The 12,173-nt window shown below is 56.4% G+C and carries 10 protein-coding genes and 1 pseudogene; all 11 read left to right on the top strand.

Annotated elements, in window-relative coordinates; genetic code table 11:
• A pseudogene (locus A9753_RS10005) lies at positions 1-277 on the top strand (aspartate carbamoyltransferase); the annotation flags it as partial.
• Between the two features lie 39 nt (positions 278-316).
• Positions 317-1,618: a dihydroorotase gene (locus tag A9753_RS04695; RefSeq protein WP_067781026.1), complete on the top strand. Its 1,302-nt coding sequence runs from the start codon at positions 317-319 to the stop codon at positions 1,616-1,618.
• Positions 1,619-1,911: 293 nt separating this feature from the next.
• Positions 1,912-2,787: an orotidine-5'-phosphate decarboxylase gene (pyrF, locus tag A9753_RS04690; protein ID WP_067781178.1), complete on the top strand. Its 876-nt coding sequence runs from the start codon at positions 1,912-1,914 to the stop codon at positions 2,785-2,787.
• A 28-nt stretch (positions 2,788-2,815) separates the two neighbouring features.
• A complete protein-coding gene (gmk, locus tag A9753_RS04685) occupies positions 2,816-3,397 on the top strand; it encodes a guanylate kinase (RefSeq protein ID WP_067781023.1) in 582 nt (193 codons plus the stop codon).
• A gap of 72 nt (positions 3,398-3,469) precedes the next feature.
• Positions 3,470-3,859, top strand: a complete 390-nt coding sequence (rpoZ, locus tag A9753_RS04680) for a DNA-directed RNA polymerase subunit omega (protein WP_067781021.1) — start codon at positions 3,470-3,472, stop codon at positions 3,857-3,859.
• Between the two features lie 25 nt (positions 3,860-3,884).
• Complete coding sequence (gene coaBC / locus A9753_RS04675) at positions 3,885-5,171, top strand: bifunctional phosphopantothenoylcysteine decarboxylase/phosphopantothenate--cysteine ligase CoaBC (RefSeq protein WP_067781018.1); 1,287 nt, start codon at positions 3,885-3,887, stop codon at positions 5,169-5,171.
• A gap of 84 nt (positions 5,172-5,255) precedes the next feature.
• A complete protein-coding gene (gene metK, locus A9753_RS04670) occupies positions 5,256-6,452 on the top strand; it encodes a methionine adenosyltransferase (protein WP_067781014.1) in 1,197 nt (398 codons plus the stop codon).
• 28 nt (positions 6,453-6,480) lie between these two features.
• Complete coding sequence (locus A9753_RS09765; protein WP_176702730.1) at positions 6,481-8,829, top strand: primosomal protein N' family DNA-binding protein; 2,349 nt, start codon at positions 6,481-6,483, stop codon at positions 8,827-8,829.
• 62 nt (positions 8,830-8,891) lie between these two features.
• Positions 8,892-9,533, top strand: coding sequence for an HAD family hydrolase (locus tag A9753_RS04660; RefSeq protein ID WP_176702729.1), 642 nt, complete (start codon positions 8,892-8,894; stop codon positions 9,531-9,533).
• Positions 9,534-9,588: 55 nt separating this feature from the next.
• Complete coding sequence (gene fmt / locus A9753_RS04655; protein WP_067781008.1) at positions 9,589-10,530, top strand: methionyl-tRNA formyltransferase; 942 nt, start codon at positions 9,589-9,591, stop codon at positions 10,528-10,530.
• Positions 10,530-12,155: an RsmB/NOP family class I SAM-dependent RNA methyltransferase gene (locus tag A9753_RS04650; protein ID WP_083090309.1), complete on the top strand. Its 1,626-nt coding sequence runs from the start codon at positions 10,530-10,532 to the stop codon at positions 12,153-12,155. Before fmt ends, A9753_RS04650 begins: the two co-directional genes overlap by 1 nt.
• The last annotated feature ends 18 nt before the right edge of the window (positions 12,156-12,173 follow it).

The following is a 12,173-nucleotide window of genomic DNA, read 5'->3' as shown; positions in this document are numbered from 1 at the left end:
CGTCCAGCGCGAACGCATGAGTGCAGCAGGCGGCGGTTTCTTCCCCAACCCTGGTGAATACTCACGTATTTACGGTCTCGATCACGAGCGTCGCCTGGCACTGCCCAAGCACGCCATCATCATGCACCCCGGCCCGATGAACCGAGGCCTGGAAATCACTGCCGAGTGTGCAGATGACCCGCGTAGCCGCGTGGTTGAGCAGGTAGGAAACGGTGTGAGCGTCCGTATGGCTGCTCTCTACCTACTCCTCGCCGGCGAATCCGCGCCGATCGCCTGACCCACTCCCATTCACCAGACGTTGAAAGAAGAACACATCATGACCGCACATCTGCTGCTCGGCGTACGTCCCTACGGCGAAGACGCCACTGACATCCTTATCGTTGACGACAAGATCGCAGCCATCGGCGCAGACGCCGCCGCCCAGGCTCCTAAAGACGTCGTCCGTCATGACCTTGCTGGCAAAATTGCCCTGCCCGGCCTTGTCGACATGCACACCCACCTGCGTGAACCCGGATTCGAAGGGTCCGAAACCGTCTACACCGGTACTCGCGCCGCCGCCGTTGGTGGTTACACCGCAGTCTTCGCCATGGCTAACACCGAACCCGTCGCTGACAACGCCGGTGTAGTCGAACAGGTTCAGCGCCTAGGCGAAGAAGCAGGCTTCGTAGACGTTCACCCCGTGGGCGCAGTCTCCGAAGGCCTCAAGGGTGAACACCTGTCCGAAATGGGCGCCATGGCCGCCTCCAAGGCCAACGTCCGCGTCTTCTCCGATGACGGCAAGTGCGTCTCCGATCCCGTCCTCATGCGCCGCGCACTCGAATACGTCAAGGCATTCGACGGCGTGATCGCTCAGCACTCCCAGGATCCTCGCCTCACCGAGGGCGCCCAGATGCACGAAGGCGTCCTCAGCGCTGAACTGGGTCTGCGCGGATGGCCGGCCGTTGCTGAAGAGTCCATCATTGCCCGTGACGTGCTCCTGGCTGACCATGTGGGCAGCCGCCTACATGTCTGCCACGTATCCACTGCAGGATCCGTTGAACTCATCCGCGCCGCTAAGGCTCGCGGCATTCAGGTCACCGCTGAGGTCACTCCGCACCACCTGTACCTGACCGATGAGAAGGCCTGTACTTACTCACCGATTTTCAAGGTCAACCCGCCTCTTCGCACCCAGGCTGATGTGGATGCTGTCCGCGATGCTCTGGCCGATGGCACCATCGACGTGGTGGGCACCGACCACGCTCCTCACCCACTTGAGGACAAGGACTGCGAGTGGCAGGCCGGCGCCTTCGGTATGACCGGTCTGGAGACCGCTCTGCCCATCATCATCGAAACTATGGTGAACACCGGCAAGATGACCTGGCGTGAAGTAGCTCGCGCAATGAGCGCGGGCCCCGCACAGATTGGTCAACTCACCGATCAGGGCCAGCCCCTTGAGGTGGGCTCCTACGCCAACGTTACTGTGGTGGATCCCGAGGTTCGCCGCGTGGTTAAGGGCGCAGAGCAGTACACCCGTTCCCTCAACACCCCCTACGAAGGTGAAGAACTGCCCGGCCAGGTCGTGGCAACCTTCCTCAAGGGCCGTGCAACCGTTCTCGATGGTGCACCTGTTGAGAAGTGACACTTCTGAACTAACTCATCACAGATGAACTTGGGGGGCCTGCCGTTCCGGCAGGCCCCCCAACGTTTTCGAAGCAAGGCTGCGTCATTTCTTCTACCGATGAAGAACATTGTTTTGGCCTTCTGATCACGAGGGATACTGCATACCGTGCATAAATACATTGATAACTATCGGCTTGTTCTCTAGTAGCACTCGAAATGTCACCGTCATTGGTGACAAATTTGCCATATCAAAGGCTCAATACGTGCATGTGAAAGGTGCTTGATGACAGTGCTCAGTGGCAGACTGGCCTCATGAGCGCATTAACTACCCCCACCACCCCAACTTTCGGTTCTCGCCTGGCCGCCGCCATGGATGATCGCGGGCCCTTGTGTGTAGGAATCGACCCGCACGCAACTCTCCTTCAAGCGTGGGATCTTGATGACAGCGCTCACGGAATTCGTGAATTCTCGCTACGCACGTTGGATGCCATCGGTGGCCGCGTTGCTGCTGTCAAGCCTCAGTCCGCATTCTTTGAACGCCACGGTTCCAAGGGTATTGCCGTCCTTGAAGAGGTTCTCAGCGCTCTACGTGACCTTGATACCCTCAGTATCCTCGATGTGAAGCGTGGAGACATTGGTTCCACGATGGGTGGCTACGCTCAGGCTTATCTCCGCGATGGTGCGCCACTCGTCGCTGATTCCATTACCGTCAGCCCCTACCTCGGTTTCGGTTCTCTCAAACCTGCCCTCGAATTGGCTCACCAAACCGGTCGCGGATTGTTCGTTCTTGGCCTAACCAGTAACCCTGAAGGCCATACTGTTCAGCATGCCATTATGGAAGATGGTACTGCCGTTGCGGCAGGTGTTGTGCAAGGCGTGAGCGAATGGAACGCTCCGGCACGTAACAATGACACGCTCGGTAGCGTTGGCCTGGTTATAGGAGCCACCATCGGCTCTGCGGTAGAAAAACTTGAATTGGATCTTGAAGCGGCTAATGCTCCGCTTCTGGCTCCCGGTGTAGGCGCACAAGGAGCGGGGCAGGCCGAACTTCATGCAGTCTTCGGCGCAGCGCGCCGCCAAGTCCTCGCCTCCACCTCTCGCGGTGTACTCGGCGCGGGACCGGATTCTTCCGCTCTACGCGCTGCTGCTCTGCGAGCCACTGATGAAGCCGCAGCCGCGCTGCGGTAAGCCCGAGTTGATTGTGTAGCATCACCCCATGAGTACAGAGGCATCGTCCACACAATCCGCACGACTCACTGTTCTTGCTGGACCCACAGCGGTCGGTAAGGGCACAGTGGTAGCCGAGTTGCGGCGTCGTTACCCCGATTTGTTTGTATCGATCTCAGCGACTACCCGTAACCCGCGCCCTGGGGAAGTAGACGGTCAGCACTACCACTTTGTCACCCACGAGCAGTTTGATGACATGGTTACCCACGGTGACATGCTCGAATGGGCGGTGGTTCATGGACAAAACAAGTATGGAACCCCTCGTGGCCCGGTCGATGCAGAACTTAAAGAAGGTCGCCCTGCTTTACTAGAAATTGATCTTGATGGTGCACGTCAAGTGAAGAAAGCGATGCCTGAAGCTCAGCTTGTTTTCCTTGCGCCTCCCAGTTGGGATGAATTGGTCAATCGTCTCGTTGGCCGCGGCACTGAAAATGAAGAGGAACGCGAACGTCGCCTCGCCACAGCACGCGTCGAAATGAACGCTGTTCATGAGTTCGACCAAGTGGTCATCAACGATACCGTGGCACGTGCCACGGACGAGTTGGCAGCACTCATAGGTATAACGCGGTAGGATAAATCGTTAATGCCTGGAGTTTTTGTCCAGCGCTTGTTATTCGTTCGTAGATTCCGGAGAAACCACAGCATGCTTGGAACCGTCGCTCACCCCGAGGGCATCACTAACCCCCCGATTGACGATCTCCTGGAGAAGGTTGATTCAAAATACGGCCTGGTTGTTGAAGCAGCCAAGCGCGCACGTCAGATCAACTCCTACGCCCTCCAGCTCGAAGACAACCAGTTCGAGTTCTTCGGTCCGCTGGTTGACGTAACTCCCGGTGAGAAAGCACTCGGCGTTGCCCTACGTGAAATCGCGCAGGACAAACTTGAGGTTATTCCCGGTGACGTTGCTCGCGCACGCCGCGCAGAGGCAGAAGCGGCACGCGCTGCTGCCGAAGAGGACATGTTCGCTGATCTGGATCTGGACGTGGCTGGAGAATCCGCTTCTCCCGTCAGCGTCGATGACATCCAGTTCTGAGAACGTGTGATCTGAGCACCCGCTCATGACAACAAACGTTGAGCAACGCGTCACGGCTTCCACACCGTGGCGCGTTGTTGTGTGCGTGACCGGTTCTATCTCCGCCTATAAGGCCCCCATGATCGTGCGTCGCTTACGCGAACAGGGCGCTGAGGTACGTGTCATTGCCACACCATCAGCCCTTCAGTTCATTGGTAAAGCTGCTTTGGCTGCAGCCAGCGGCTCACCTGTGATCACCGGCCTGTTCGATGATCCAGCTGCTGTTGAACATGTGGAGATCGCTCGAACTGCTGACCTCATTGTGGTGGCACCTGCATCTGCTGATACCCTGGCGCGAATCCGCATCGGCCGCGCCGATGACATGCTCGGTGCCACGATTCTTACCGCTACATGCCCCATCATTATGGCCCCGGCCATGCACACGCAAATGTGGCTAAATGCAGCCACCCAAGACAATGTTACTGTTCTTCGTCAACGTGGAATCGATATTATTGAGCCTGCCAGTGGCTCACTAACTAGCGGAGATACAGGCGTGGGCCGTCTTCCTGAGCCTGAGGCGATTGTTGCCCACTGCCTCACCTATTCACCCGCTGCGCAGGCCACACACAATGACCTTGCTGACGCACATATCCTCATCAGCGCAGGAGGAACGCACGAGCCCATTGACCCCGTTCGCTTCGTTGGTAATGCCTCTAGCGGGCGGCAAGGAGTAGCTCTTGCGCAGGCAGCACTGTCCCGTGGAGCCCGGGTCACCCTGGTAAGTGCCAATATCAGTGCCGACGTTCTCGCACCCCTTGAAGGAAACCCAAACCTTACTATCCTCCCGGTCATCACCGCGATGGAAATGTATAACGTAGTCCGTGATGCCGGTGTACACGCTGACGCCATCATCATGGCTGCTGCTGTGGCTGATTACCGCCCTGTGACGGTAGAGGAATCAAAGATCAAAAAAGACCACTCGGAGTCAGGTGGCAAAGGCTTAACCATCACGATGATGGAAAATCCAGACATTCTTGCTTCACTTGTGAGTAACCCTGTTCGTGAGAACCAGGTCATCATGGGTTTTGCCGCAGAAACTGGTGATGACACGGGTAGTGTCCTTGAACATGGTGCAGCGAAAGCTCGCCGTAAAGGCGCCACATTTCTGGCCGTGAATCCTGTGGGGGATGGGCAAGGGTTTGGTAATGTGCCTAACCACGTTACCGTCCTTAATTCCTCTGGCGAACAGATGCTCGTCACCCATGGTTCTAAGTTAGATGTTGCACAAGATCTCATCGCTCTCATCACTAATAGCCTCCGCGAAGAACGCTGAGTCATTCCCTCTCACTGTGCTTTTATGATGTGAGATATTGCGCTGTGTCCAATCTGGGCCCTAATCGGTAATAGACTTACGCACGTGAGTGAATCCCTGCGTCTTTTTACGTCTGAATCCGTTACTGAAGGTCACCCAGACAAAGTCTGTGACCGGGTCTCCGATGCCATTCTCGATGCCATCCTTGAACAAGACCCCACCGCTCGCGTCGCTGTTGAAACCATGGTGACCACCGGATTGGTTCATGTCGCAGGTGAAGTGACCACTGACACCGCTTACGTTGAAATCCCGGAAATTGTCCGCGATGAGATTGCCGCCATTGGCTACACCTCATCTGATGTGTGCTTTGATGCCCGCAGTTGCGGCGTATCCGTCTCGATCGGTCAGCAGAGTCCCGACATTGCTGCAGGTGTGGATAAGGCTCTTGAGGTCCGTGAAGATGGCTCCGATGTGGACCCGCTCGACGCGCAGGGCGCTGGCGACCAGGGCCTCATGTTTGGCTACGCCTGCCAGGACACTGATGCCTACATGCCTCTCCCTATCCACCTTGCTCACCGCCTGGCAGAACGCCTGGCTTACGTCCGCAAGTCCGGCATCGTTGAAGGACTTCGCCCTGATGGTAAGACCCAGGTCACCATTGCCTACGAAGGTGACCGTCCCGTGGGGCTGGATACCGTCGTAGTGTCCACACAGCATGACGCTGACCGCAGCCGCGCATGGCTCACCGATGCCCTCACTCATGAAGTCATTAACCCTGTTCTTGAATCCGAACAACTCGATGTACGTACGCAGGGAGCCAGCGTCTTAGTGAACCCCTCAGGGCAGTTTGTTATCGGCGGTCCCGCAGGCGATGCAGGCCTAACCGGCCGCAAGATCATCGTAGACACCTATGGTGGTATGGCTCGCCACGGTGGCGGCGCCTTCTCTGGTAAGGACCCATCGAAGGTTGACCGTTCTGGTGCTTACGCTATGCGTTGGGTTGCCAAGAATGTTGTCGCCGCTGGACTGGCTAGCCGCTGTGAAATGCAGGTTGCTTACGCGATTGGTCGCGCACACCCGGTAGGCCTGTACGTCGAGACCTTCGGCACCAACACTGTTCCCAACGAGCGCATTAGTGCCGCGGTTGCTGAAGTTTTTGACCTTCGCCCAGCCGCAATCGTGCGCGATCTGGATCTTCTACGTCCGATTTACCGCTCAACCAGTTCATACGGACACTTTGGCCGCTCTGGTTATACCTGGGAAGAACTCAATAAGGTGGATGCATTACGCGCAGCCGTATGATTCACTTCTGCCTATGCAGCCCGAACCCATGTCACCTCGCACCGCGGATCGGGCTGCATTGCCTTTAGAGCACAATTCTCTTCCACCATCGGCGGATACTCCCACAGCGATGGACATTCGTACTCTTGCGGTACCTGATATTCGCTCAGGCGAGTACACACTTAGCCAGGTGAGTAGCGAGCACACGGCAGGATTCGATCTTTTTGGTGCAAGAGATGACGATATGCCACTACTTGGTCATGCGCACTCTGTCACCCCAGCCCAGGCTCGCGGAGTGACCAAACCCATTGCGCGAGTTCTCGTGGATGCTCCGGTACCGCACATGGCACGTTCTTTCGACTATCTGGTACCACCAACTATGGACGCCGACGCTCAGCCCGGTGTAAGGGTTGTTGTCCGATTAGGAAGCCACAAAAATCTTGATGGATGGATCCTCAAACGGGACTCTTTAACCACTCATATAGGCACTCTGATCGACTTAACCAGAGTTGTTTCTCCGCTCCCTGTATTGACCCCTAACCTGCTCGATCTGGCCCAAGCAGTAGCTCAACGCTGCGCATGCACGATTCCTGATGTGTTGCGCTTAGCCATTCCTCCGCGTCATGCACGCGTAGAAAAAACGTTTCTGCCTATCAGGACCTGTGATTTACCAGTTAGCAACACGAGCATTCTTGGACGTGACATTACCAGTGAAAAACTTTCCGCCACCCCCGAGGGCTCACAGTCACTAGAGACTTTTGCTCACTACGACGGCGGACACGAGTTTTTTTCTGCCCTCTCCAATTCCTGGATATGTCATCGCGATTCAGAACAATCAGATCACACGGTCCGTACTCCACGTGGTGTATGGACCTGGGTTCCTGACCACCAGGGAGACAACCCAACCCCGTGGCATGCTCTTTTCGCCCTTATTAAGCAAGCTCACCAGCACGGCAAATCCGTTCTCGTGCTGCTACCCACTACCCGCCAAGCAATTACATTCCTTGATGGCGCCCGCCAGCACTGCCCGGATGTTCCTGCAACGTTAATGACCTCAAACCAGGGGCACTCTGAACGCTATCAGGCCTACTGCGCTGCGCTAAGCGGCCAAGTCACTCTCATTGTGGGCACCCGTAGCGCCGCCTACGCGCCTATGGTTAATCCAGGCCTCATGATGATGCTTGATGACGTAAGTTCACATTATGTAGAACAGCGCTCACCCTATGCTCACACACGCACAGTCCTCTCATTACGCTCCACCCATGAGCACATTCCTCTTCTTATCGCTGGCCTGACCCGTAGCGTGGAGACACAGGCATGGGTGGAAGCTGGATGGGCGCAGTCCATCAGCGCACCTCGGCCGCTCAAGCGTAAGCACCTCGCCAAAGTCCAGGCCCCAACATATGAGGATCTTGAGGCGGAAGGAGCTTCAGGTCACGCACGTATTCCCTCCCGTGCCCTCAGCCTAATTAGGCGTGCAGTTACTTCTGGGCCTGTACTAGTCCAGGTTGCCCACAGCGTGGCACGGCCGATTCTCGTCTGTGCACGATGCCGTGCTCACGCACATTGCACTGTGTGCCAGTCAGTCATCACTCCCTTACGAACAAGCGGTAGAAAACACCTGAACACTTCACAGCAACCGGAAAGTCTAGGGTGCGTGTTGGCTGAACATCCCTACATTCCTCAGCCCTGTTGGCGTTGCGGTTCAACTGCTTACCGCGTGATTGGTGGGGGAGCGATACGTACCGCCGACGAACTCGCCCGATCACTGCCCAAAATTTCGGTCATGTACTCAACTACCCCCAATGGTGACGATTCCATCGACACCATTGACCATACGCCCCGTGTGGTTGTGGCCACTGCGGGAAATGAGCCTATTGCTAAAAATGGCTATCGCGGCGTCGTGATACTCGACGCATGGTCGTTGTCATCTCGCCCGCATCTCAATAGTGGAACTTTGGCCCTAGCCACTTGGAGTAAAGCAATCAGCCTTGCCCACCCCGATGCGCCAGTCCTTCTCCTTGGGGACCCAGACCCAACACTCGCGGCTACTCTCGTCCGTTGGGACATGGAAGGCTACGCACACCGGGAACTAGACGAACGCCGTGAACTACATCTTCCGCCACTATGGCGCACCGCACGCATTGAGGGAAGCCGAACAGCACTCCAGTCAGTAACGCAAAGCATCCGCAGCGCCATCGCAGCAGACCACCCTACAGAATTGCTTGGCCCATTCCCCAGTGAAACAGGTGATGAAACGCGATGGGTCTGTGTGGTGCGTACACCGGCCGCCTTCGGAAAAGACCTCACAACCATGCTGCGTTCACTCAGTGTTACCCGTTCAGCTCACCGGTTAGAACCAGTGAAAATCAATTGCGACCCAGCAACCCTGTGGTAATCAATGGTCCTTCTCAAAGCAGCCCGTATGATGACCTTATGACTGACAGCATGGAGACGTTCATGGCACCGGCAGACGCCTCGTCTCGCCCCTATGACACGTTAATCGTGGATTACGGCAATGTCTTGGTGCAGTGGGATCCGCTCGGCGCCGTTGCTGGTCATATCACCACCGAGGAATGGAAAGAGTTCTCCAATAACGCCCCCTTCCATCGATACAATTCCATGATGGACGCAGGAGTGCCCTTCGACCACATCATCGGCACTATTCTCCACGAGCACCCGGACCACCCCAACTATGCGGACATCATGCGCATATACCGGGACAATCACACCAGTTCACTCATCGGTCCAGTCCCAGGAGTTACCAATCTCCTCGTCTCTCTCAGCGACAGGGGCATCCGCCTGGTAGGCCTGACAAACTTCGATCCCACCCTTTTTGAGAACGCCGTGTCTTTCGCCCCTATTCTCGACGTATTCGATGGCGTAGTGGTCAGTGGGGCAGAAGGCCTGACTAAACCCGATCCACGTATCTATGAACTCACGCTTGAACGCTACGGCATTGACCGTACACGCGCACTCTTCATCGATGACAGTTCCGCCAACGTCCACGGCGCCCAAAATGTAGGTCTTAATGCCATCCAGTTCACCACTGCCGGCCAATTACGTGCTGCTTTACATGACCTAGGTGTGATGAGCCACTAAGTACCCGCCCGGGCGCTGCTAGCAGGCCTCAGCCACAAACCGTAAAGTTAGCGCTATGCGCGTTCTTTTTGCTGGCACCCCCGAGGTCGCCGTTCCCACATTGGAAGCACTACTTGATGACCCTGCTCATGAGGTTGTCGGGGTATTGACTCGTGCTGATGCGCGAAAAGGGCGTGGGCGTACTCTTCATCCCTCACCTGTGGCCGCAATAGCCCGTGAGCGTGGCTGCGATGTTCAGACACCTCGCACCTTGCGAGATGCAGACATTACGCAATGGGTCCGTAAATGCCAAGCTGACGTCGCCGTAGTGGTCGCATACGGCCGTCTTGTTCCAGTTGACCTTCTTTCTGTCCCCACACACGGCTGGCTCAATCTGCACTTCTCCTTATTGCCTGCTTGGCGCGGGGCTGCGCCAGTTCAGCGCGCCCTAATGAATGGTGACACCACTAGTGGTGCAACAATTTTCCGCCTCGACGAGGGCCTTGATACTGGTGATGTGTTCCTCATGGAGGAAACTCCTGTTGATCCTCATGAGACTGCTGGAGACCTTCTCAATCGTCTGGCTCTGCGCGGACCAGATCTGATGAAGCGTGTACTGGATGGCCTTGCCGATGGCAGTATCGCTGCCACGCCGCAATCAGAAGACAACGCCTCACTGGCTCCCATGCTTGATCGGGAAGATGGACATATCGACTTCTCTCAGCCTGCCCAAAAGATCCACAACGTAGTGCGTGGTGTCACTCCTGCGCCGGGGGCGTGGAGCGTTTTTGATGGCAAAAAAATGGGACTGACAATCGCGGACATCGATACGGCTGATACGTCATTAACGCCCGGTCAGATTCAAGCAACTAAGCATGAAGTTCGTGTGGGTACCGGCTCATGTGCACTTATCCTCGATACCGTCACTCCCGCAGGAAAGAAACCGATGAAAGCCGCCGCGTGGGCCCGTGGTGCTCGGCTTGATGATTTCTCAGCCTTCGGCGGTGAGTTGGTCTGATGGCATCTCCTCAGTCTCATTCAAAAAAGACTCCGCGCCGTTCCAGCACCGCTAACCGCCCAAAACCAGGCAACCGCCATGGCCACAGCCACCGCCACGGCAACCACCACGGCGGTGGTGAGCACGCTGCGTCGTCAACCCCTGTAATTGATCCGGCACGCCGCACTGCCCTCGAAGTGCTCACCACTGTGCAGCGCGACGGTGGTTATGCCAACCTCGTTCTGCCTGACATGCTCAAAGAAGCCAATCTTCACGGACGTGATGCCGGGTTGGCCACGGAACTCACCTACGGCACACTGCGTTTGCTAGGACGTTACGACGCAATGATTGAGCATTGCGTCAACCGTTCCCTTGATGCTGTAGATCCCACAGTTCTTGATGTCCTGCGCTTAGGTACTCACCAGCTTCACGCCATGCGTATCCCCACGCACGCTGCGGTTTCCACTACTGTCGATTTGGCGACCATGGCGTGTGGTCGTGGGGCAGCAAAGTTCGTCAATGCAGTCATGCGTCGTCTCAGTGAACGAAGCCTTGACGAGTGGCTCGAACTACTCTGGAACAGCGCTGACGATGAACTCATGGCTTTAGCAGACACATCGAGTCACCCGCGCTGGATTGTGGCTGCGATGCGCCAGGCACTAGTGGCAAATGGTCATGATGCTGAGGAAATCGATGATTTGCTTCATGCTGATAACACCAACCCTCCGGTCACATTGTGCGCTCGCCCTGGTCTCATTGACCCAGCAGACCTGGCCAAAGAAACACGTAAAGCTACCACTTTTGGCACCGTACCCGGCCTTTACAGCCCCTTTTCTGTAGTGATGGACGGCGGTGAACCAGGTCGCGTGGGATCGGTTCGTGCGGCTCGTGCCGGTGTTGAGGACGAAGGCAGCCAAATGGTAGCCCTTGCCCTCTCTGAGTTTCCTATTGATGGTTCTGATACGCAATGGCTCGATATGTGTGCGGGTCCAGGTGGTAAAGCGGCTCTTCTGGGAGCTCGTGCTCAGCAACGTGGCGCCCTCCTGGTTGCTAACGAAGTAACCGCGCACCGTGCAGGCTTAGTCCGCGGCTCATGCCATGCGTTGGATGAATCCACCGTTGAAGTGCGCTGCAGCGATGGCCGCCTCATTGGAGACGACGAGCCTGCCCGTTATGACCGTGTTCTTGTTGATGCTCCTTGTTCGGGTTTGGGCTCACTACGTAGGCGCCCAGAAGCTCGGTGGCGTAAATCTTCCAGTGATGTCACTGATCTGTCCCAGATTCAGCGCGAGTTACTCACCAGTGCTCTCAAAGCGACTCGTGTCGGGGGAGTCGTTGCGTATGTAACTTGTTCACCGCATGTTCTTGAAACCCATATGGTGGTCCGTGATGTGCTGCGTCGCTTTTTTCCAGACGCTGTGGTCCGCCCGTTAAACGCATTACCCGCGATGAGCAACGTTCATGGCCCGGCGGCTGAAGGCATCACGTCAGCCCCCATGGACAACGTGACTAATTTGTTCGCTTCGCATGGGGGACAGGGCCTTTCCATTGATAAGGTAGATCCGTCACGCGATTACTTGCAGTTATGGCCTCATACGCATGGAACAGACGCTATGTTTTGTGCATTGATCCAACGTACCGCCTAACCTACTTCGGGAGACATG

The sequence above is a fragment of the Actinomyces vulturis genome (genome assembly GCF_001687305.1).
Taxonomy (GTDB): domain Bacteria; phylum Actinomycetota; class Actinomycetes; order Actinomycetales; family Actinomycetaceae; genus Actinomyces; species Actinomyces vulturis.
The sequence above is the reverse complement of the archived record's forward strand: the minus strand, read 5'-3'. Positions and strand labels throughout refer to the sequence as shown.

Excerpts from the sequence above, each read along its gene's own strand:
- pyrF (WP_067781178.1), top strand. The coding sequence starts at position 1,912 with ATGAGCGCATTAACTACCCCCACCACCCCAACTTTCGGTTCTCGCCTG.
- A9753_RS04695 (WP_067781026.1), top strand. The coding sequence starts at position 317 with ATGACCGCACATCTGCTGCTCGGCGTACGTCCCTACGGCGAAGACGCC.
- fmt (WP_067781008.1), top strand. The coding sequence starts at position 9,589 with ATGCGCGTTCTTTTTGCTGGCACCCCCGAGGTCGCCGTTCCCACATTG.
- coaBC (WP_067781018.1), top strand. The coding sequence starts at position 3,885 with ATGACAACAAACGTTGAGCAACGCGTCACGGCTTCCACACCGTGGCGC.
- gmk (WP_067781023.1), top strand. The coding sequence starts at position 2,816 with ATGAGTACAGAGGCATCGTCCACACAATCCGCACGACTCACTGTTCTT.
- A9753_RS09765 (WP_176702730.1), top strand. The coding sequence starts at position 6,481 with ATGTCACCTCGCACCGCGGATCGGGCTGCATTGCCTTTAGAGCACAAT.
- rpoZ (WP_067781021.1), top strand. The coding sequence starts at position 3,470 with ATGCTTGGAACCGTCGCTCACCCCGAGGGCATCACTAACCCCCCGATT.
- A9753_RS04660 (WP_176702729.1), top strand. The coding sequence starts at position 8,892 with ATGGCACCGGCAGACGCCTCGTCTCGCCCCTATGACACGTTAATCGTG.
- A9753_RS04650 (WP_083090309.1), top strand. The coding sequence starts at position 10,530 with ATGGCATCTCCTCAGTCTCATTCAAAAAAGACTCCGCGCCGTTCCAGC.